The 20,805-nt window shown below is 70.5% G+C and carries 20 protein-coding genes and 1 pseudogene; 10 read left to right on the top strand and 11 right to left on the bottom strand.

The annotated features are described in order from the left end of the window. Nucleotides 1-83: 83 nt before the first annotated feature. The 3 genes from DY218_RS02895 to glgX form a co-directional block, all read right to left on the bottom strand. Nucleotides 84-1,037, bottom strand: coding sequence for a LysR family transcriptional regulator (locus DY218_RS02895; RefSeq protein WP_128554283.1), 954 nt, complete (start codon nucleotides 1,035-1,037; stop codon nucleotides 84-86). A gap of 94 nt (nucleotides 1,038-1,131) precedes the next feature. Further along, nucleotides 1,132-1,545 (bottom strand): SRPBCC family protein, encoded by a 414-nt coding sequence (locus DY218_RS02890; RefSeq protein ID WP_128554282.1) that lies wholly within the window; start codon nucleotides 1,543-1,545, stop codon nucleotides 1,132-1,134. Between the two features lie 43 nt (nucleotides 1,546-1,588). Further along, nucleotides 1,589-3,880 (bottom strand): glycogen debranching protein GlgX, encoded by a 2,292-nt coding sequence (glgX, locus tag DY218_RS02885; protein ID WP_128554281.1) that lies wholly within the window; start codon nucleotides 3,878-3,880, stop codon nucleotides 1,589-1,591. A gap of 195 nt (nucleotides 3,881-4,075) precedes the next feature. Between glgX and DY218_RS02880 the strand changes: the two genes are divergently transcribed. The 4 genes from DY218_RS02880 (at nucleotide 4,076) to DY218_RS02865 (ending at nucleotide 8,238) form a co-directional block, all read left to right on the top strand. Next, on the top strand, nucleotides 4,076-5,257 hold the full coding sequence (locus tag DY218_RS02880; RefSeq protein ID WP_233521326.1) for a L,D-transpeptidase: 1,182 nt from the start codon (nucleotides 4,076-4,078) through the stop codon (nucleotides 5,255-5,257). A gap of 150 nt (nucleotides 5,258-5,407) precedes the next feature. Continuing rightward, a complete protein-coding gene (locus tag DY218_RS02875) occupies nucleotides 5,408-6,658 on the top strand; it encodes a L,D-transpeptidase (RefSeq protein WP_128554280.1) in 1,251 nt (416 codons plus the stop codon). A gap of 73 nt (nucleotides 6,659-6,731) precedes the next feature. Next, nucleotides 6,732-7,499: an enoyl-CoA hydratase/isomerase family protein gene (locus DY218_RS02870; RefSeq protein ID WP_128554279.1), complete on the top strand. Its 768-nt coding sequence runs from the start codon at nucleotides 6,732-6,734 to the stop codon at nucleotides 7,497-7,499. Between the two features lie 124 nt (nucleotides 7,500-7,623). Beyond that, entirely contained in the window at nucleotides 7,624-8,238 is a 615-nt protein-coding gene (locus DY218_RS02865) for an ATP-binding protein (RefSeq protein WP_325051958.1), read from the top strand. Nucleotides 8,239-8,570: 332 nt separating this feature from the next. Here the strand turns inward: DY218_RS02865 and DY218_RS02860 are convergent, their stop codons facing one another. Then, nucleotides 8,571-9,209 (bottom strand): GNAT family N-acetyltransferase, encoded by a 639-nt coding sequence (locus tag DY218_RS02860; protein WP_128554277.1) that lies wholly within the window; start codon nucleotides 9,207-9,209, stop codon nucleotides 8,571-8,573. A 107-nt stretch (nucleotides 9,210-9,316) separates the two neighbouring features. On the opposite strand from DY218_RS02860, the gene DY218_RS02855 reads away from it, so the two are divergent. Further along, nucleotides 9,317-9,535: an EF-hand domain-containing protein gene (locus tag DY218_RS02855; protein ID WP_128554276.1), complete on the top strand. Its 219-nt coding sequence runs from the start codon at nucleotides 9,317-9,319 to the stop codon at nucleotides 9,533-9,535. A gap of 62 nt (nucleotides 9,536-9,597) precedes the next feature. On the opposite strand, the gene DY218_RS02850 is transcribed toward DY218_RS02855, so the two are convergent. Further along, entirely contained in the window at nucleotides 9,598-10,152 is a 555-nt protein-coding gene (locus DY218_RS02850) for a GH25 family lysozyme (RefSeq protein WP_128554275.1), read from the bottom strand. A 440-nt stretch (nucleotides 10,153-10,592) separates the two neighbouring features. On the opposite strand from DY218_RS02850, the gene DY218_RS02845 reads away from it, so the two are divergent. After that, nucleotides 10,593-11,972 carry a hemolysin family protein gene (locus DY218_RS02845; protein ID WP_128554274.1) on the top strand — a complete coding sequence of 460 codons (1,380 nt, stop codon included), beginning with the start codon at nucleotides 10,593-10,595 and terminating at the stop codon, nucleotides 11,970-11,972. Beyond that, the gene (locus DY218_RS02840; protein WP_128554273.1) at nucleotides 11,969-12,991 is read left to right on the top strand and encodes a hemolysin family protein; all 1,023 of its coding nucleotides are present in this window, start codon (nucleotides 11,969-11,971) and stop codon (nucleotides 12,989-12,991) included. The genes DY218_RS02845 and DY218_RS02840 overlap by 4 nt, the downstream gene beginning before the upstream one ends. A gap of 56 nt (nucleotides 12,992-13,047) precedes the next feature. Here the strand turns inward: DY218_RS02840 and DY218_RS02835 are convergent, their stop codons facing one another. Then, on the bottom strand, nucleotides 13,048-13,275 hold the full coding sequence (locus DY218_RS02835) for a twin-arginine translocase TatA/TatE family subunit (protein WP_128554272.1): 228 nt from the start codon (nucleotides 13,273-13,275) through the stop codon (nucleotides 13,048-13,050). 293 nt (nucleotides 13,276-13,568) lie between these two features. Here DY218_RS02835 and DY218_RS02830 point away from each other — a divergent pair, with 293 nt between their 5' ends. From DY218_RS02830 to DY218_RS02820, 3 genes are all read left to right on the top strand, one after another. After that, nucleotides 13,569-14,816 (top strand): acyltransferase family protein, encoded by a 1,248-nt coding sequence (locus DY218_RS02830; RefSeq protein WP_233521325.1) that lies wholly within the window; start codon nucleotides 13,569-13,571, stop codon nucleotides 14,814-14,816. A gap of 2 nt (nucleotides 14,817-14,818) precedes the next feature. Further along, nucleotides 14,819-15,202 (top strand): N-acetyltransferase, encoded by a 384-nt coding sequence (locus tag DY218_RS02825; protein ID WP_128554271.1) that lies wholly within the window; start codon nucleotides 14,819-14,821, stop codon nucleotides 15,200-15,202. Nucleotides 15,203-15,328: 126 nt separating this feature from the next. Further along, entirely contained in the window at nucleotides 15,329-15,883 is a 555-nt protein-coding gene (locus tag DY218_RS02820) for a DinB family protein (protein ID WP_128554270.1), read from the top strand. A gap of 598 nt (nucleotides 15,884-16,481) precedes the next feature. Here DY218_RS02820 and DY218_RS02810 read toward each other — a convergent pair. The 5 genes and pseudogenes from DY218_RS02810 to glyA form a co-directional block, all read right to left on the bottom strand. Next, nucleotides 16,482-16,997 carry a nucleotidyl transferase AbiEii/AbiGii toxin family protein gene (locus DY218_RS02810; protein WP_267899358.1) on the bottom strand — a complete coding sequence of 172 codons (516 nt, stop codon included), beginning with the start codon at nucleotides 16,995-16,997 and terminating at the stop codon, nucleotides 16,482-16,484. A gap of 80 nt (nucleotides 16,998-17,077) precedes the next feature. Then, nucleotides 17,078-17,164, bottom strand: a pseudogene (locus tag DY218_RS35565) (hypothetical protein); the annotation flags it as partial. 92 nt (nucleotides 17,165-17,256) lie between these two features. Beyond that, nucleotides 17,257-17,871, bottom strand: coding sequence for a type IV toxin-antitoxin system AbiEi family antitoxin domain-containing protein (locus tag DY218_RS02805; RefSeq protein WP_128554269.1), 615 nt, complete (start codon nucleotides 17,869-17,871; stop codon nucleotides 17,257-17,259). 107 nt (nucleotides 17,872-17,978) lie between these two features. Then, complete coding sequence (locus DY218_RS02800) at nucleotides 17,979-19,373, bottom strand: L-serine ammonia-lyase (RefSeq protein ID WP_128554268.1); 1,395 nt, start codon at nucleotides 19,371-19,373, stop codon at nucleotides 17,979-17,981. A gap of 145 nt (nucleotides 19,374-19,518) precedes the next feature. Then, nucleotides 19,519-20,778, bottom strand: a complete 1,260-nt coding sequence (gene glyA, locus DY218_RS02795; RefSeq protein ID WP_128554267.1) for a serine hydroxymethyltransferase — start codon at nucleotides 20,776-20,778, stop codon at nucleotides 19,519-19,521. Between the last annotated feature and the right edge of the window lie 27 nt (nucleotides 20,779-20,805).

Here is a 20,805-nt window from a genome sequence, read left to right as displayed (position 1 = left end):
GCGCCTGTGGCGACTGCGTGCGCGCGTGTGGTGTCTACGCGAACGCGCCTGTGGCGCCCGCGCGTTCGCGCGTTCGCGCGCGGTCAGGCCCGTGCGTCCGCCCGTTCGGACCGCCAGCGCACATAGCTCGGGGCACGGTCGGCCGCCGCCTGATGTGCGGCCGCGGCCTGCGTCACGACCGTGTCGGCCGCGGACCGCGCGGGCCCCTGCGGATGCCAGCCGACCAGATGCCGCCACGACAGCGGATCGCCGGCGAGCGGCCGCGTCACCAGGCCCTCGGTGGGCGGGAACGTGGCCCGGCACAGCCCCACCGCCCGCCCCACCTGCACCAGATGCACACAGGACGCCACATCCGTCTCGTACACACACGACGGCGTGAAGCCGGCCCGCGCACAGGCCGCGGTGAAGCAGTCCCCGAAACAGCCGTCACCCGGTACGTCCGTCCATGCCTGGTCCGCGAGCCGGGCCAGCTCCACCTCGGGCCGGGCCGCGAGCGGGTGGTCCGCGGCGAGCATCACGAACACCGGGTCGGCAGCGATCTCCCGCCACTCCAACTGGTCGTCGAGTGGCGGCGTACTCGCACCGCAGGTGCCGATCAGCGCGAAGTCGAGCCGGGCGTCGGCCACCAGGGCGGCCAGCTCACGCTCCGACCAGGAGATGTGCGTCGTCACCGGAGCGCCCGGGTGGCTGTCGGCGAGCCGGTCCACCAGGCCACCCAGCAGCGGCCCGTGCGTGCCGCCGAGCCGGAACCCCCGCACCTCGTGCCAGGACCGGGTGAATTCCTCCGCCTCCTGCCGCAGCGCACTCATCGCCGGCAGCACCACCCGGGCACGGGAGAGCACGAACTCGCCGAGCGGGGTGGGCCGCACACCGGCCGGGCCCCGGTCGAAGAGCCGCCCGCCGAGGGCCCGCTCGATCCTCTTCAGCTGCGCACTGAGGGCCGGCTGCGCCAGGCCGAGCGCGGTGGCCGCCTTGGTCAGACTGCCCGCTTCGTCGATGGCCCTGATGGTCCGAAGATGCCGCAACTCGAGGTCCATACGGTGAGCTTGGGGCGCGGGATGCCGTACGGCAAGAGTCAGGTCCAGACCTGTGCCGACCGCTCACATCACCCGTGCCGGCCGGGGCCACCGGTCACGCGCGCCGCTCCTCCGCACCGGGGAGCAGTACGTCCAGCTGCCGGCCGAACACCCGCCGGCCCGCCCACGCCACCACCGGATCGGCGGCCCGAGGCACCCCGCGCAGCCGCAGGCTCTCCCGCCACATCACGACGGCGCCTCCGTCCGGGTGCGGTGCGACCTCGATCTCCGCCCAGCCGCGCACGGTCCGTCCCCGTTTCTCCAGGCGGCAGCGGTGCGGGGGCGACCACTCGACGACGTCCATCGGATCGTCGAAGGCCAGCGGGCCGATCCGGGTACGGGCGAGCACGGACCGCTCGCCGCCGTCGACCCGGGTGAACGGAGCGCTGTGCCGCGGCCAGTCGGTCACCCGCCGCCACGCCTCCTCGGGCGTCAGCGGGGTACGGCGCGCGATGCGGAAGTAGGCCACGGTCGGGAGCGTAGGCCACGGCCGGTGCGCGGCGACGGACCTGTCAACCGCCTTCCCCGACAACCCGGAACAGCAGCACCGACCTCCCCGGCACCCGCACCACCGATCCGGCCCCGTGCAGCGTCCCCGGCTCCGCCGACTGCCGCTCCAGGGAGGTGTCGAGGGCGAGTTCGTACGCGGTCGCCCACGGCGGACCGGGCAGCGTGACCTCCACCGGCTGCTCGCCGGCGTGCAGTACCGCGAGGAGACTCGCATCGGTCACCCGCCGGCCCAGCTCGTCCCGGTCCGGGATGTCCCGGCCGGAGAGGTACATGCCGAGCGTCGACCCCGGTGCGTACCAGTCCCGTTCGGTCATCTCCGTACCCCGCGCCGAGAACCAGGCCAGATCGCGCAGCCCGTCCGCGGACCGGGGGCGGCCGGCGAAGAACGACCGCCGCCGCAGCACCGGATGGGCCCGGCGCAGCGCGATGAGCCGGCCGGTGAGGGCGCACAGCTCGCGCCAGGACGGGTCGTCGAGCAGCGACCAGTCCACCCAGCCGACCGGACCGTCCTGGCAGTAGGCGTTGTTGTTGCCGCCCTGGCTGCGACCGAACTCGTCGCCCGCGACCAGCATCGGCACCCCGGTGGAGAGCAGCAGTGTGCTGAGCAGATTGCGCAGTTGGCGTCGGCGCAGGGCGAGGATCGCCGGGTCGTCGGTGGGTCCCTCGGTGCCGTGGTGCGCGGACCGGTTGTCGTCGGTGCCGTCCCGGTTGCCCTCTCCGTTGGCCGCGTTGTGCTTGCGCTCGTGGCTCACCAGGTCGTGCAGCGTGAAACCGTCGTGTGCGGTCACGAAATTGACCGAGGCGTACGGGCGGCGGCCGCCCCAGTCGTAGAGGTCACTGGAACCGGAGAGGCGGTAGCCGAGCGCCCGTACGTCGGGCAGTGCGCCGCGCCAGAAGTCCCGTACCGCGTCCCGGAAGTGGTCGTTCCACTCGGCCCACGGCGGCGGGAAACCGCCGGTCCGGTAGCCGCCCGCGCCCACGTCCCAGGGCTCCGCGATCAGCTTCACACCGCGCAGTACGGGGTCCTGGGCGAGCACCGAAAGGAACGGCGCGAGCATGTCCACCTCGTGGTGGGTGCGCGCGAGCGCACTGGCCAGATCGAAGCGGAAGCCGTCCACGCCCATCTCGGTCACCCAGTACCGCAGCGAGTCCGTGACCAGGCGCAGGGTCTGGGGCTGCAGGACGTGCACGGTGTTGCCGCAGCCGGTGAAGTCCGCGTACCGGCGCGCGTCGCGGGACAGCCGGTAGTAGCCGCGGTTGTCGATGCCGCGCAGCGACAGACAGGGGCCGAGCTCGCCGGCCTCCGCGGTGTGATTGTAGACGACGTCGAGGATCACCTCGATCCCCGCCGCGTGCAGCGCACGGACCATCTCCCGGAATTCGGCGACCTGTTGGCCCGCCGTGCCGGTGGCCGCGTACCCGGCGTGCGGAGCGAACCAGCCGATCGAGTTGTAGCCCCAGTAGTTGCGCAGGCCGCGGCGCAGCAGATGGTCCTCGTGCGCGAACTGGTGTACCGGAAGCAGCTCCACGGCCGTCACCCCGAGCCGGGTCAGATGCCCGACGGCCGCCGGATGACCGAGACCTGCGTACGTACCGCGCAGCCGCTCCGGCACGCCCGGGTGCAGCCGGGTGAACCCCTTGACGTGCAGCTCGTAGATCACCGAGTCGGCCCACGGGGTGCCCGGCCTGCGGTCGCCCCGCCATGCGTCGGGGCCCGCGTCCGCCACCACCACGCCCTTGGGGACGTACGGGGCGGAGTCGCGGTCGTCCCGCACGGTGTCCGCGACATGCTGCTCGGGCCAGTCGCGGACGTGGCCGTACACCTCGGGCGGCAGGGTGAACTCGCCGTCCACCGCGCGTGCGTAGGGATCGAGGAGCAGCTTCGCCGGATTGCGCCGCTCGCCGGTCCACGGGTCCCAGCGGCCGTGCACCCGGTAGCCGTAACGCTGCCCGGGGCCGACACCGGGCACGAAGCCGTGCCGGACCCCGTCGGCCGACTCGGTCAGCGCGAGGCGCGTCTCGTGCCCGTCGGCATCGAAGAGGCACAGCTCGACCGCCTCCGCATCGCCCGCCCAGAGCGCGAAACCGGTTCCGGCGACCCCGTCCGCGCCCACCGAGCAGTGCGCGCCGAGCGGCATCGGGGACCCCGGGCGTACCAAGAACCCGCGCCCGGACGCCGGTCCGTCGTCGCCCGCGGTGCGCGGCCGGACCACGGCCGGCGCGGCGGGCCGCCCGTTCGTGCTGCGCCCGGACGCGTCCCGGCCGGCCTCCTCCTGCTCGGGTGCACTCGTCACCGGTGGGCCTCCCGCGGCTCGACGGAACCGGCGCCGTGGAGCTCCCTGGCGTCCCGGCCGGGGGGCGCTCCTCGCCGGTCCTCCCCGGATTTCTGCCCCGGTCAGGGTGCAAGCTCACGTTTCCCCCGGCGGGTGGTGGTCGTTGGGGAGCACGTGAACCAGGTTTCGAGGCGCGCACGGCGCGCAGGGGCCGCCTTGGCCGCCGTACTGACATGGGCAGCGCTGGTCGCCGGATGCACCGGCGGCGGCATCGACGAGATGCTCGGCAAACCGCGATCGCCCGAGGACGCGATCCAGGTGACGCCGGACGACGGCGAACGCGGGGTGCGCGCCGACCAGAAACTCGAGGTGAAGGTCCCCGACGGCCGCCTCGAATCGGTCAAGGCGGTCCGCCACCAGGACGCCCGTGACCGGCCCGTGCGCGGCCACATCGCCCCCGACGGGCTGAGCTGGCAGCCCGCCGAAGGCCTCAAACTCGCCGCGAAGTACACCGTGGACGTGGTCGCACTCGACGGGCACGGCCGGCGGCTCGCCCGGCACACGACGTTCACCACCTTCGTACCCGAGGAGCGGTTCGTCGCCTATGTGTCGCCCGAGAACCGCGCCACCGTCGGCACCGGCATGATCGTCTCGCTCGAGTTCAACCGCGACATCACCGACCGCAAGGCGGTCGAGCGCGCCATCACGGTGCGGGCGGACCCCGAAGTCGAGCTGGTCGGCCACTGGTTCGGCAAGACCCGTGTCGACTTCCGCCCGGAGAAGTACTGGCAGCCCGGCACCAAGGTCACCGTGGACCTCGCGCTGCGCGACGTGCAGGCGGCCCCCGGCGTCTACGGACTGCAGGACAAACGCTTCGGCTTCACCGTCGGACGCAGCCAGATCTCCAAGGTCGACGCCGCCGAGCACACCATGGAGGTACGCCGCGACGGCGAGCTGCTCTCCACCGTCCCGATCACCGCGGGCGCCCCCAAGAGCACCACGTACAACGGCAAGATGGTGGTCACCGAGATGCTCGACGTGACCCGGATGAACGGCGCCACGGTCGGCTTCACCGACAGCGACGGCAAGGGCGAGTACGACATCCCGGACGTACCGCACGCCATCCGCCTCACCACGTCCGGCACCTTCCTGCACGGCAACTACTGGGCGCCCGCGAGCACCTTCGGGAACAGCAACGTCAGCCACGGCTGCGTGGGGCTGCGCGATGTGAAGGGCGGCAGCTCGAAGGCGCCCGGCGGCTGGTTCTTCGACCGCACCCTGATCGGCGACGTGGTGGAGGTGACCGGCTCGAAGGACAAGACCGTCGCCCCGGACAACGGCCTCGGCGGCTGGAACCTCGACTGGAAGAAGTGGCGGGCCGGCTCGGCGCTGCGCTGAGCCGGGACGGGCGGCCTCCCCGCTGCGCCGAGTTGGGACTGAACGGTGACACAGCGGGGGATTCCTTGAACCAGGACCTGTGGTTATCTAGCGCAGTGTGCGCGATCGCGCTGGGGCGGGCCTGACCAGGCCGTGCGAGGGGAGAAATACGTGAACGGGCGACCGATCTCGGGGGCATCGGTTGATGCACGGCGCGGGCGCGGGCGGCGCGGCGGCCCGCTCGCTCTCCTCCTCACCACGGCACTGTTCGCCGTGACCGCCTGCGGGGGCGGCGGAGGTTCGGACTCCGACGACGACAAGCCGGGCTCCGGCGCCGGACGGCAGAAGAACAACGAGCCGTCGGCCGCGGTCGTCGCCATCGCACCGAAGGACGGCGCCAAGTCCGTTGCCACCAGCGGCGCCCTGAAGATCACGGCGGACAAGGGCAGGCTCACCGATGTGAAGGTGAGCGACGCCGACGGCAACACGATAGACGGCAAGATCGTCAAGGACGGCTCCGCCTGGAAGCCGGCCCACCACCTCGCCGCCTCCACCAAGTACAAGGTGCACGCCACGGCGAAGGACTCCGAGGGCCGCGAGTCCGCCAAGGACACCAGCTTCACCACCCTGACCCCGCAGAACACCTTCGTCGGCCACTTCACGCCCGAGGACGGCAGCAAGGTCGGCGTCGGCATGCCGTTCTCGGTCAACTTCACCAGGGGCATCACCAAGCCCGAGGACGTCGAGAAGGCCATCGAGATCACCTCGAAGCCCGAGGTCGAGATCCGGCACAAGTGGTACGGGAACGACCGCATCGACTTCCGCCCCGAGGAGTACTGGAAGCCCGGCACCAAGGTCACGGCCCGGCTCAATCTGGACGGCGTCGAGGGACGTCCCGGCGTCTACGGCAAGCAGTCCAAGTCGGTGTCGTTCACCATCGGCCGCAGCCAGGTCTCCACCGTCGACGCCAAGTCCAAGAAGATGAAGGTCGAGCGGGACGGCAAGGTCATCAAGACCATCCCGATCACCGCGGGCGCCCCTGGCACCACCACGTACAACGGCAAGATGGTCATCACCGAGAAGCTCAAGGTGACCCGGATGAACGGCGAGACGGTCGGCTTCGGCGGCGAGTACGACATCAAGGACGTCCCGCACGCGATGCGCCTGTCCACCTCGGGCACCTTCATACACGGCAACTACTGGGCGGCGCCCTCCACGTTCGGCGCGCAGAACGTCAGCCACGGCTGCGTCGGCCTGCGCGATGTGCGCGGCGGCGGCGACAAGAAGACCCCGTCCGCCTGGTTCTACGAGAAGTCCATGATCGGCGATGTGGTCGTGGTGAAGAACTCCAAGGACAAGCAGGTCCAGTGGTTCAACGGCCTCAACGCCTGGAACCTCGACTGGGACAAGTGGGAGAAGTGACACCCGCGTTCACCGCGGCGGTGTGACGGACGGCACCGCCGCCCGCCGCGTGAACGAGCATTAACCTGCCCCCATGACCGTGACTCTGGAAGTTTCCGAAGGCGTCGGCACCCTGCGTCTGGACCGGCCGCCGATGAACGCCCTCGACATCGCGATCCAGGACCGCATCAAGGAGCTGGCCGAGGACGCCTCCCGCCGCGACGACGTACGCGCCGTGATCATCTACGGCGGTGAGAAGGTGTTCGCGGCCGGCGCGGACATCAAGGAGATGCAGTCCATGGACCACGCGGCGATGGTCGTGCGGTCCCGCGCCCTGCAGGAGTCGTTCACCGCGGTGGCCCGTATCCCCAAGCCCGTGGTCGCCGCCGTCACCGGCTATGCCCTGGGCGGCGGCTGCGAGTTGGCGCTCTGCGCGGACCACCGCATCGCCGCGGACAACGCCAAGCTCGGCCAGCCCGAGATCCTGCTCGGCCTGATTCCCGGGGCCGGCGGCACCCAGCGCCTGTCCCGGCTCGTCGGGCCGTCCCGCGCCAAGGACCTGATCTTCACGGGCCGGCAGGTCCGGGCCGAGGAGGCGCTCTCGATCGGCCTGGTGGACCGGGTGGTCCCCGCCGCCGAGGTCTACGAGGCCGCGCACTCCTGGGCCGCGAAGCTGGCGCAGGGCCCCGCGCTCGCGCTGCGCGCCGCCAAGGAGTCCGTGGACGCAGGTCTGGAGACGGACATCGAGACGGGGCTCGCGATCGAACGGAACTGGTTCGCCGGCCTGTTCGCCACTGAGGACCGTGAGCGGGGGATGCGCAGCTTCGTCGAGGAGGGTCCCGGCAAGGCCAAGTTCCTCTGAGAACCGCCTTGTTGACGTTATGTCAACCTTAAGACAGCCTTAAGCCTTACGGGATCCGAACGGTACGTGATCATCTCCCAACTCACCGTCATCGCAGGTCGGATGGGTTGTGGAGGGGTCCTAAGTGCCATGGGCATATGCCGATCGGGACCACCGGAACGGATGCTTCCGGGGGGCGTATTCCATGGGAACGGCCCCGGAAGGGCCGCTGGGCGGCCATGATGGGACCATGGCGGGGCTGGAGGGTGGCGAGCAGACGCGGCGGCACGGCAGTGCGACCGCCCCGCGTTGGACCCCCGCGGTCGAGGACGAACGAGCAGTCAAGGCACTGGAGTTGTTCGGAAACCCGACCGAGGCCGAGGTGTCGCTGCCCTCCCGGCCCGAGTCCGCCGGCGCCGCCCGCCGGCTCACCCAGGTCGTCGTACTGCGGCAGTGGGCGCTCTCGCCCGGCACCGCCGAGGTCGCCGTCCTGCTCGTCTCGGAGCTCGTCGGGAATGCCGTACGGCACACCGGCGCACGGGTCTTCGGGCTCCGGATGCTCCGCCGCCGCGGCTGGCTGCGTGTCGAGGTGCGCGACCCCTCGCGGGGCCTGCCGTGTCTGATGCCGGTGCACGAGATGGACATCAGCGGCCGGGGGCTGTTTCTGGTCGACAAGCTCTCCGACCGCTGGGGCGTCGACCTCCTCGCGCGCGGCAAGACCACCTGGTTCGAGATGCGGGTCGCCGACCGCGACCGCTGAGTGCCCGGCCGTGGTTCCGTACGCACAGAAGCCCCCTCGCGCCGTGGTCCGGCGCCGCGGGGGCTGCTGTGTGATGCGCCGGGATCTACAGGGGTGGGGATCCGCGGCGGTCGTCGACCTGGCCCGGGTCAAGGGGGTCGCTGAGACGACTATGGCAGACGGGGCCATCCCACCCAAACCGACTTACGTGCTGAATCCGGCAAAACTGAACAAGTCGAAGGTGAATCCTTGGTGATGTGAGGCACTCACCTTGTAAACAGCGGTTAACCGGGGCCCTTTTGCGGGGGAACATCGAGAGCCCTCCTCGCCGTCGGTCGTCGGCCGTCGACCGCTCAGCGGGCGAACAGCACCGCCTCCGAGCCCACCGGACGGAACCCGGCCGCCTGGAACACCCGCACACTGCGCGCATTCCCCGGCGACTGCTGGGCCCACACCGCCGCGCCGTCCGGCACCAGATGCCGCGCCGCCACCGCGAGCGCCCGCCCGGTGCCGCGATGCCGGGCGTCCTCGGCCACCTCGATCGACGCCTCCCAGCGTCCCGCCACGCCACGGCCGAGAGTGAGCAACCCGTCGTCGCAGGCCCAGATCCGTACACCGGAACGGTGCTTGTGGGCGCGGGCCACGCGGGGATGGGCGGCGCCGTCGGTCTCGACGAGGGCGATCGGAGGCGGGCCGGGGAGCGCGCCGGCGACGGTGAGCAGGTCGATGGTGTCCATGGAGCGGCCGGTGCGGTCCATGAACGCCGCCAGGAAGCGCGGGTTCATGGTGGCCGCCAAGGCGTCGCAGTCCAGGGCCGCGAGGGTGTCGTGCACCCACCGCGGGTCCTCGTCGGTGAAGACCACGGAATGCGCGGTGAAGGCGACCACCCCGGCGTCCCTGCCGTCCGGCTGCGGTACGACGGCGACCGAACCGTCCGGCGCGGGGAAGCGGCCCTGCGCCACCGCCTCGAGAATCGTGGACAGTTGGGACACGGGGCGCTCCGTAGGTCGATGGTCGGCCCGGGCATTCTGCCGTACGACCGGCCGATAATCTGGCCGCTGCACACCGGCAACATCGGCCGACGATCGGGGAGGACCCTGTGGCGGACATCGACGAGGCACGGAAGACGTTCGAGCGGTTCGACGCCAACGGAGACGGTTTCATCACCGCGGACGAATTCTCGAACGCCATGGTGGAGCTCGGCGACTACCAGGTCTCCGGCTCCGTGGCGCGGGCGGTGATCGGGTCGATGGACACCAACAAGGACGGCCTGCTCTCCTTCGACGAGTTCTGGGCGCACGTCAGCAAATCGGCCTGAACGCGCCTGCGGGGCCCGTCCGTCGAGGGCGGGCCCCGCTGCCGTGTCCGGGTGCGAGTCCGTCAGCCGATGACGGACCACTTGCGCAGGGCGTCCTTCGAGGCGAAGTCCGCGACATTCGTGTCCAGAGGCGTGTCCGTGTACTGGTGGAAGCGCCAGTCCGCCTCGATGCGGGGCTTGCCGGCCGTGACGTAGTCCGCGATCCAGAGGCCGTCGCCGGCGTACGACGTGGTGTCCACGTTCAACCAGAAGTCCCTGTTGCAGTAAAGGATCACCCGGTGGGAGGGGCGCAGGCGCTTCACCTCCTTGATGAACTCGTCCTTCTGCGCGTTGCTCGCGTGGCTGCCCTCGCCCGTGCGCTCCCAGTCGCAGGCGAGCAGATCGCCCTTCTGCTCGCCGGCCTTGTCGACGAAGTACGCCGCCTGTGCCTTGATGTTCCCCGGCCACAGGAAGTGGTAGAAGCCGACCACGCAGTCCGCATCGCGGGCCTTGGCGGCCTGTGCGGCCATGCGCGGGTTGATGTACGAACGGCCCTCCGTCGCCTTGACGATCACGAAGTCCAGACCGTCCGTGTCGAACGACGACTGGTACGCACTCACATCGATGCCGTGCAGCATTGGCGCCTCCTTGCTCACTGCAGCCTCGCTCCCGCCGAACTGCCGTGATCGGGCGGGCACTTCACTCGGGGCCGATGCCCGGCACCGACAGTGGCAAACCCGTGGCAGTGAGTGAACGGCGAAACGCGCGCCTCCGGTGGCCGGGAACAATCGCTCGCCCCGGCCCGTTGGTCACTCACACCAAGCTGTACCGGCGGAGCGGTGCGGGAGCCGCCGGCCCCGGAAATCGGGCCGGACGACTCTGGCAGCGATGTTTTCCGGTCTTTTACAATCACCGCACGGAGCCAGGACCGTCCTGGATCTCCGCCACGACCCGGTCCACCCGACCGCGACCCCAGAAGGAGCCACGGACCCGCAATGGGTGAGCCTCCCAGTACCAGCCGTGACCATTCCCGCCCACCGGCCGCAGCGGCCGACAGCACGCCGGCGGGGGTGGCACGGTGACCGAAGTGGTTCTACTTCTCCTGGCCCTGCTCCTCACGCTCGCCTGCGCGGTGTTCGTCGCGGCCGAGTTCTCCCTGACCACGGTGGAGCGCGGTGACCTGGAGAAGGCCGCCGCGGCCGGCGAGCGGGGTGCCGAGGGTGCCCTGAAGGCCGCCCGCGCCCTGACCCTGCAGCTCTCCGGCGCCCAGCTGGGCATCACCGTCACCTCCCTGGTGATCGGCATGCTCGCCGAGCCGTCCCTTGCCACGCTGATCCGCGGTCCGCTCGAAGCCCTGGGGCTCGGGGCGGCCGCGTCCACCACGGCGACCCTGCTCGGTGTCGCGATCTCCACCGTCGTCCTGATGGTGATCGGTGAGCTGGTCCCGAAGAACTGGGCGATCTCCCGGCCGATCGCGGTGGCCAAGGTGGTGGCCGGTCCGCAGCGCGGCTTCACCAGGACCTTCGGCCCGTTCATCCGGCACCTCAACAACACGGCGAACCGATTCCTGCGCCGCTTCGGCCTGGAGCCCGCCGAGGAGCTGGCCTCCGTCCGTACGCCCGAGGAGCTGATCGCGCTCGCCCGGCACTCCGCCGCCGAGGGCGCCATCGAGGCCGATTCGGCCGAGCTGTTCGTACGCACCCTGCATCTGCACGAGCTGAGCGCGCAGAACGTGATGACGCCCCGCGTCGACGTCTGCGCCCTGGACGCGCGGGCCACCGCGGCGGACGCGGCGACCCTCACACACGCCACCGGCCTGTCCCGCTTCCCGGTCTACCGGGACTCCCTCGACGAGGTCATCGGCACCGTGCACATCCGGGACGTACTGGCCCTCGAGCCCGCCGAGCGGCGGCGCACCCCGGTCACCGAGCTGACCACCGCCCCGCTCCTGGTGCCGGACACCCTGCCCGCCGACCGGCTGCTCGAGCGCCTGCGGGAGACCCGCTCGATGGCGGTGATCATCGACGAGTACGGGGGCACCGCCGGTGTCGCCACCGTCGAGGACATCGTCGAGGAGGTCGTCGGCGAGGTGCGCGACGAGCACGACCCGGTGGAGCTGCCCGACCTGGTGCCCGCCGGCACGGCCGAGGACGGCCGGACCGTGTGGGCGGCCGACGGCGGCGTCCGGATGGACCAGCTCGCCGCGATCGGGCTGCACGCCCCGGACGGACCGTACGAGACGGTGGCCGGACTGATCGCCACGCGCCTGGCCCGCATCCCCGCCAAGGGGGATGTCCTTGACCTCGACGGCTGGCGCCTGGAGGTCCAGGAGGTCGAGCACCACCGGGCCGACCGGGTGCATCTCACGGAGTCGGGGGCCGCGGCAGCCGCGGTCACCACCAGTGGCGCGACGCCGATCGTGGTGCCGAGCCAGGAGAAGCAGGAGGCCGCGCGATGACCACGCTGCAGCTCTTCATCGGCGCGCTCACCCTGCTGACCAACGCCTTCTTCGTGGGCGCCGAGTTCGCCCTGATCTCGGTGCGCCGCAGTCAGATCGAGCCGGGGGCGCGGCAGGGGCACCGGTCCGCGCGCATCACGCTGTGGGGTCTCGAGCATCTGTCGGCCGTGATGGCCACGGCGCAGCTCGGCATCACGGTGTCGTCCCTGGTGCTCGGCGCCGTCGCCGAGCCGGCCATCGCGCATCTGCTCGAGCCGGGCTTCGAGGCTGCGCATGTGCCGCACGGTCTGGTGCACCCGATCTCGTTCGTGATCGCGCTGGCCATCGCGACGTATCTGCACATGCTCATCGGCGAGATGGTGCCGAAGAACATCGCGCTGTCCGAGCCGGCGAAGACGGCGCTCCTGCTCGGTCCGCCGCTGGTCGGTCTGACCAGGGCGCTGCGTCCGGTGGTGTTCGGTATCAACGCCTTCGCCAATGCGCTGCTGCGGCTGCTGCGGGTCGAGCCGAAGGACGAGGTGGAGTCGGTGTTCACCGACGACCAACTCGCCCGTATGGTGGCCGATTCCAGCGAGGCGGGTCTGCTGTCCGCCGCGGACAGCGAGCGGCTGCGGGACGCCCTCGAGCTGGGCACCCGGCCGGTCGGCGAGATCCTGGTGCCGGCCGGGACGTTCGTGACGGTGACCGAGGACGCGACGCCGGCCAGGCTGGAGCGGCTCGCGGCCGATGCGGGCTTCTCCCGTTTCCCGGTGACGGGGCGCAACGGTGCGCTGCTCGGCTATCTGCACATCAAGGACACGCTCGGTGTCGCTGACCGGGACCAGGCGTTTCCGGCCACGGCGCTGCATCCGGTGACGCGGGTGCGGATCGACACTCCGCTGGACGACACACTCACCGCGCTGCGGGCCGACGGCAGCCATCTGGCGGCCGTGACCGGTGGCGAGGGGGTCGTGCTCGGCTTCGTGACGATGGAGGACGTGCTGTCGGAGCTGGTCGGGCCGGCCCGGGCCGGAGTCTGAGACCGGCACAGGGGTCTGAGGCGCCCGGGCGCGTGGCCGGGGCACGTGGCCGAGCTTCAGTCGCTCGCCGGACGGTCGGCGGGCGGCTGGACCACCTGGCCCTCGATGACCCGTCCGGCGCCGGGCGGCCGCCTGCCCTCGTCGGCGTCCCTCATCGCGCGCTTCTCGCTCTTGAAGATGCGGGTCGCCTTGCCCGCGGAGCGGGTGAGGCCCGGAAGCTTCTTCACCCCGAGTACCACGACGACCACGAGGAGCAGAAGAGCGATCTCGCTGAGCCCGAACATGATCCGGCTTCCTCTCGCTGACGCGGATGCCCGTACGACGCGCACGGCCGTACGACGCGCACGGCCGTACGTGAAACTACCGGACCGCAGGGAGACCGGGACAGGGCGCACGCGGTGGTGGGCGGCGAGTGCCCGCCGAAGGCGTGGGAAGCGCCACAGTCGCACGGCCGACGGCCCCCTTTTGCCTCTGGGACGGGCCGAGTTAGGGTGCCGACAATGTTTGCCGTCGCACGCCTGAGCGCGTTTCACCTAAGACGCAGAAGCCTCAATCAGCGTTCCCCGCAGGAGGCGATGTGACGGACGTCTCTTCCCGGGCGGGCATCCGGGGGGCCGAACTCCCCGAAGCTCGGCCCGTACCGCCCGATTCCCGGGGCGCCGACGGCGACACACGGCGGTCCGCCGCGTCCGCGCCGGGGGCCTCGGACGCCAAGAACGCCGCCAAGGACGGATCCAAGTCCGCGAAGCAGCGCGACCCGTTCTTCGACAACGCCAAGTACCTGGCGATCGTCCTGGTCGCCATGGGGCATGCCTGGGAGCCGCTGCGCGACGGCAGCCGGGCCGCATCGGCCCTGTACATCGCCGTGTACACCTTCCACATGCCGGCGTTCATCATCATCTCCGGCTATTTCTCGCGCAGTTTCGACATGCGCCGGGACCGGCTCATGCGGCTCGTCACCGGTGTGGCCGTGCCGTACGTGATCTTCGAGGTCGCCTACTCGCTGTTCAAGCGCTGGGCGGACGACGATCCGACGCATCCGATCAGCCTGCTCGATCCCTGGTATCTGACGTGGTTCCTGGGTGCGCTCTTCGTCTGGCGGATCACCACCCCGCTGTGGAAGATCGTGCGCTGGCCGGTCCCGCTGGCGCTCGCGATCGCCGTGCTCGCCTCGGTCTCGCCGGACATCGGTGACGACCTCGACCTCCAACGGGTGCTGCAGTTCCTGCCGTTCTTCGTGATCGGTCTGTGCCTCAAGCCCGAGCACTTCCAGCTGGTACGGCGCAGGGAGGCCCGCCTCATCGCCGCGCCGGTCTTCGCCGCGGCCCTGGTGTTCGCGTACTGGGCGGCCCCGCGGATGAACGCCGCCTGGTTCTACCGCCGGGACAGCGCACAGGAACTGGGTGCGCCGGCCTGGACCGGCGGTGTCATGACACTCGCCATGTTCGGCTGCTCGATGGTGCTCGCCGCCTGCTTCTTCGCCTGGGTGCCGCGCCGGCACATGTGGTTCACGGTGCTGGGCGCGGGCACGCTGTACGGCTATCTGCTGCACGGCTTCCTGGCCAAGGGGTCCCGCTTCTGGGACTGGTACGACGCGGACTGGACACAGGGTCCGCTCGGGGCGATCGCCCTCACCGTCATCGCGGCCGGCATCATCACGGTGCTCTGCACCCCGCCCGTACAGCGCATGTTCCGCTTCGCCATGGAGCCCAGGATGGAGTGGGCCTTCAAGCGGGACGCCGCCGCGCTCGCCAAGGCGGACGCCCGCGCCAAGCGGGAGCCGGCCGCCGACCGCACCGACGCGGCGCCTTCCCGGCGGCACTAGAAATGACCAGCCCCGACGGGCTGTCCCTCAGACGCGGGCCGTGTCCGGTCGGCGCAGTGCGCTTCCTGCGCGCCGCGTCGCCGGGCACGGCCGACCGCTTTCTGATCACCGCACTCGACCTGGACGGACGGGTCGTGGGCCGGCTCGACTACCGCCTGTGCCACGGATGCCGTGCGGGATACGTCGACGCCATCGCCATCACCGGCCCCTGGCAGGGCTACGGTCTCGGCCGCGAGGCGGTGACCCTGATGCTCGGGCACGCCGTCGCCTACCGCTGGTCCACCTCGCGCCGCTCACTCCCGGGCCGCCGCTTCTTCGCCGCGATGGCCGAGGAGACCGGCGTGGTCTTCGAGGGCCGAGCAGTGCGCTGCACCCATCTACGCTGACTCCGCCTCCACCGGTCCCGCGGGGGTGTTGTCGGTCGACTGCCGTACGCTCGCGGGGAGATCAGCGCGCGTGACGTACCGGGCTCACGAGTCGTACGGACCGGGGGCAGGGAGAGGTGGCGGACGATGGCGACGGCGGACGGCGGACCGGCGCAGAGTCACGATGAACTGGCGCTGCTGCGCTGGCAGTTCGACCTGACCTGGGCGCTCTTCGAGTACCACCTGGAGCGGCTGGAGCCCGACGACTTCCTCTGGGAGGCGGCCCGCCCCAGCTGGACGCTGCACCCGACCCCGGACGGCGGCTGGGTCCCGGACTTCGCCGAGACGGAGCCCGACCCCGTCCCCGTACCGACGATCGCCTGGCTGAGCTGGCACATCGGTTGGTGGTGGGGCATGGCCGCCGACCACGCGCACGGCCGCTCGCCGCGCGACCGCGCGGACATCGACTGGCCGGGTGCGGGCGCTCCCGCCGTTGCCTGGCTCCGCGCCCTGCGCACGGACTGGCTCGAGGCTCTCGACACCCTCACCGCCACCGACCTGACGACCGTCGCCCCATTCCCCTGGGCGAACGACCCCGCCCACACCACGGCGCACATGATCGCCTGGGTGAACGCCGAACTGATGAAGAACGCCGCAGAAATCGGCCAACTCCGCCTGCAGCGAGCGGTGTCGGTGGGCTGAGGAGGCGTGGCAGGAAGCGTTTCAGAAGGCGACTCGCGCCCGCTCCAAGCCGAGGCGGGCAGGTGTTCCACGACGACGAGGGTGCCGTGGCTGCCCGGATTCACGGCGTGCGGTTCGCCCGCTTCCACGAGGTACAACTGGCCTGGTCGCACGGTGACTTCCCGCGCTCGCTGCGGACAGATGCAATGCTCCGTCCGGCACCGGCAGGGCGGCCCCCGCAGTGCTTCCGATGCGTCCGAGCAGCTGCGATCTCCACGCTTCCACCGAACGACCCGGCGAGGGGGACGCGAGGAACGGCGGCCGCAAGTTCGCAGCGACCAGCTTGCCCGCCCACTTCCACGGCGTACGTTCCAAAAGCGTTCGCCCACCGAGCTGTTGGGACATGGCAGTGGTGGCCTGAACGGCCGCCGCTATTTGCCAAGCGACGCCGACTCCCGTGGTGAACGGTGACCGTCGACCTTTCTTTGCCTGATGGCCTACTGCGTGCCCTCATCTCAGGTCCCTCTGCAGGCCGACTGGGTGTCTCGCTCCCCAGCACGGCGCGCACGCGTTTCCCATGTCGGGACGGTAGCGGCTGAGAAGGTCGGCCAGGGCTGGTTCATGACCACGTGAGGGTCGCCGCACTCCAAGTGAGGTTGACAGCCTCGTCGTTGAGGAGTGTGTCTGCGAAGGCGGTGACTTGCCGGACGACGTCCGTGAAGCGTTCGGGGTAACTGGTTGCGGCGGGGCCTTGCCGGCGGCGCCAGGCGGTGTAGGAGGTCTGGCGGCGCTCGCCGAGGTCAGTGATGGTGGTGCTGAGGGGTTTCAGGGTGATGCCGCGATGTGTGGCGGTGGCGGTCAGTGCTGTGGTGAGTTCTTGGCAGTCCAGGTTGTTGAGGGTGAGCAGGCGGTAGAGGTCGCCGTAGTCGCGGTCGCGGGTGTTGAGGTCGCCGAGTGAAATGGCGGTGGAGAGTTTTTCGGCGATGACGGTGGCGAGTGGGTAGGCGAGGATCTGGAAGCTGTCCGTCGTGAGTTGCTGCGGATAGTCGATGAGCCGGGGGCCGGGGGTGACGGGGTCGCCGAAGCTGATGTCCAGTTGGAGCTTGAGTCGTGCTCGGGCGATGGAGGCGGCCATCGACAGGCTGTGCCGGGGAAAGATCGACCGAGGATGTCGATGTCCCGGGTCATTCGACGTGCGCCGAACTGGGCGAGCAGCAGGCCACCCTTGAGGACGAAGTGCTCCCGGCCCAGGGGTGATGAGGCCAGGCGGTAGAGGAACCGTTCGAGGATGTACTCGACCATGACCTCGTCCGTGGACCGGCTGCTGCGGCGCGCCAGGTTGCGCAGGTCGTTGTAGACGCGGCCGGCGGTGGTGTCGCGGGTGGGGTTGGCCATCAGGCGAGCACCGCCTCTACGGCGGGGCGGACGACGGAGAGTGCGTCCAACTCGCGTGCGAAGTGCTGAAGTTCTCCCACTCCGCCTCGCCCGCTCCGACGCAGGTAGCGGCCGAGCGCGGACAGGGCGAGGGTCTCGCCGAGGCGGCTGCGGTGGCGCATCGCGTCCACGACGCTGCGAGCTGCGCTGTACACGGGGACGGTTTCTCCCGCGGCTGCTTCGAACCGGTCGATACCGAGATCGAAGGTCTTCGCGGCGTACTGCGCCACCACGGTCGGCGGGTAGGAAATCGTCGGGCGGCGTGTACCGCGCGGCACGGCGATGTGTACTGCCGCAGGGATGTCGTCGATCAGTTCATGCAGGGCCAGGGCGGATTCACCGCACACAACGGCGCGAGGAGATCGTGCGCACACGGCCAGCAGATCCGCGTGCGCGGTCTCCGGGGCGTCTGCACGCCGGTACACCCCACGGGACAGTTCCTCTATCTCCGCTTCCGTGACCAAGTGCGCCAGGTCGCGAGGGGAGAGCAGGGCCTGACGTGCCTGCGCCGTCGTGAATGTGGGGGACAGGCCGGCCAGTCGCTGTTCCAGGCGGGAGTTTTCCGCAGCATCCATGTATCAAATGGTACCCCTCATGCGACTCCAGGGGATCGATTTGATACATCAAGGGAGGCCCTGACAGCGCTGAAAGATGCGAACATGCTGGTCAGGGCGACACTTCTCTAGCACTCGATGACGTTCACCGCGAGGCCGCCGCGGGCCGTCTCCTTGTACTTGATCTTCATGTCGGCGCCCGTTTCCCGCATGGTCTTGATGACCTTGTCGAGGGAGACCTTGTGGGTGCCGTCGCCACGCATCGCCATCCGGGCGGCCGTGACGGCCTTGACCGCGGCCATGCCGTTGCGCTCGATGCAGGGGATCTGGACGAGGCCGCCGACCGGGTCGCAGGTGAGGCCGAGGTTGTGTTCCATGCCGATCTCGGCCGCGTTCTCGACCTGTTCGGGGCTGCCGCCGAGCACCTCGGCCAGCGCGCCCGCGGCCATCGAGCAGGCGGAGCCGACCTCGCCCTGGCAGCCGACCTCGGCACCGGAGATCGAGGCGTTCTCCTTGAAGAGCATGCCGATCGCGCCGGCCGCGAGGAGGAAGCGGACGATGCCGTTCTCCTGTTCATCGGCGGAGCCGCCGGGCACGAAGTTCAGGTAGTAGTGCAGCACCGCGGGCAGCACGCCGGCCGCGCCGTTGGTGGGGGCGGTGACGACGCGGCCGCCCGCCGCGTTCTCCTCGTTGACCGCCATCGCGTAGATCGTCGTCCACTCGCTGCGATGCAGCAACGGGTCGCCCTCGGCGCGCAGTTGGCGGGCCGAGGAGGCTGCCCGGCGGCGTACCTTCAGTCCGCCGGGGAGCAGGCCCTCCTGGGACATGCCGCGCTGTACGCAGTCCCGCATGACCCCCCAGATCTCCAGGAGCCCGGCCCGGATCTCGTCCTCGGTGCGCCAGGCCTTCTCGTTCTCCAGCATCAGGGACGAGATGGAAAGGCCGGTCTCGCGGGCGAGGCGCAGCATCTCGTCGCCGGTGCGGAACGGGTACTTCAGGACGGTGTCGTCCAGCTTGATGCGGTCCTCGCCGACCGCGTCCTCGTCGACGACGAAGCCGCCGCCCACCGAGTAGTACGTCTTCTCCAGGAGCGGCAGGCCGGCGCTGTCGTACGCGAAGAGGGTCATGCCGTTCGCGTGGTACGGGAGTGAGCGGCGGCGGTGCAGGATCAGCTGCTCAGGCTCGTGGAAGTCGATCTCGTGGGCCGCGCCTATCTCGGCGCCCATCAGGCGCAGGCGCCCGGTCCGGCGGATGCGGGCCACCTCGTCGTCCGCGCTGTCCACGTCGACGGTGCGGGGGGAGTGGCCCTCCAGGCCGAGGAGTACGGCCTTCGGAGTGCCGTGGCCGTGGCCCGTCGCGCCGAGGGAGCCGAAGAGCTCCGCTCGTACGGAGGCGGTCTGGGCGAGGAGTCCGTCCTTCTTCAGGCGGCCGGCGAACATGCGGGCGGCGCGCATGGGGCCCACGGTGTGCGAGGAGGAGGGGCCTATGCCGATGGAGAAGAGGTCGAATACGGAGATGGCCACGGGGGCGTTCCTTGTCTGTGGGCCGATGATTGTCCCGGTTTCGAGCGTAACGTGGGATTTCTCCCCGCCTCCTCAAGCGCCGGAAGGGCTATAAATAGCCCCTCCGGCGCTTGAGGAGCGGGGTCCGGGGCGGCGCCCCGTGCGCTCAGAGGGACGGATACAGCGGGTGCCGCTCGGTGAGCGCTGTGACGCGGGCGCGCAGCGCGGCCGCGTCGTACGACGGCTTCAACGCCTCGGCGATGATGTCGGCCACCTCTCGGAAGTCCTCGGCGGTGAAGCCGCGCGTGGCGAGCGCCGGCGTGCCGATGCGCAGGCCCGAGGTGACCATCGGCGGGCGCGGGTCGTTCGGGACCGCGTTCCGGTTGACCGTGATGCCGACCTCGTGGAGGCGGTCCTCGGCCTGCTGCCCGTCGAGCTCGGAGTGGCGCAGGTCGACCAGGACCAGGTGTACGTCCGTACCGCCGGAGAGCACCGAGACGCCGTGCTCGGCCACGTCCGCCGCGACCAGGCGTTCGGCCAGGATCCGCGCGCCCTCGAGCGTGCGCTCCTGCCGCTCCTTGAAGTCCTCGCTCGCCGCGACCTTGAAGGACACCGCCTTCGCCGCGATGACGTGCTCGAGCGGACCGCCCTGCTGGCCGGGGAAGACCGCCGAGTTGATCTTCTTGGCTAGGTCGGAAGTGGACAGGATCACGCCACCGCGCGGACCGCCGAGGGTCTTGTGCGTGGTCGTGGTGACCACGTGCGCGTGCGGTACGGGGGAGGGGTGCAGGCCCGCGGCGACCAGACCCGCGAAGTGGGCCATGTCGACCATCAGGTACGCGCCGACCTCGTCCGCGATCCGCCGGAAGGCGGCGAAGTCCAGCTGCCGCGGGTACGCGGACCAGCCGGCCACGATCAGCTTCGGCCGGGACTCCTTGGCGAGGCGCTCGACCTCGGCCATGTCGACCTGGCCGGTCTCGTCGTCGACGTGGTACGCGACGACGTCGTACAGCTTGCCGGAGAAGTTGATCTTCATGCCGTGGGTCAGGTGCCCGCCGTGCGCGAGGTTCAGACCCATGATCGTGTCGCCCGGCTTGAGCAGCGCGAACATCGCGGCCGCGTTCGCCTGCGCACCGGAGTGCGGCTGGACGTTCGCGTGCTCGGCGCCGAAGAGTTCCTTGATGCGGTCGATGGCGATCTGCTCGACGACGTCGACGTGCTCGCAGCCGCCGTAGTAGCGGCGGCCCGGGTAGCCCTCGGCGTACTTGTTGGTGAGGACCGAGCCCTGGGCCTCCATGACCGCGACCGGGGCGAAGTTCTCCGAGGCGATCATCTCGAGGGTGGACTGCTGGCGGACGAGCTCGGCGTCGACGGCCGCGGCGACATCGGGGTCCAGCTCGTGCAGCGGGGTGTTCAGAAGCGACATGGTCATGTCCTTAGTGGCGCGATGAGG

The organism is Streptomyces triticagri, from assembly GCF_003429565.1.
Classification (GTDB): domain Bacteria; phylum Actinomycetota; class Actinomycetes; order Streptomycetales; family Streptomycetaceae; genus Streptomyces; species Streptomyces triticagri.
Note: the sequence above shows the minus strand (reverse complement) of the source record. Positions and strands in the feature narration are given on the sequence as shown.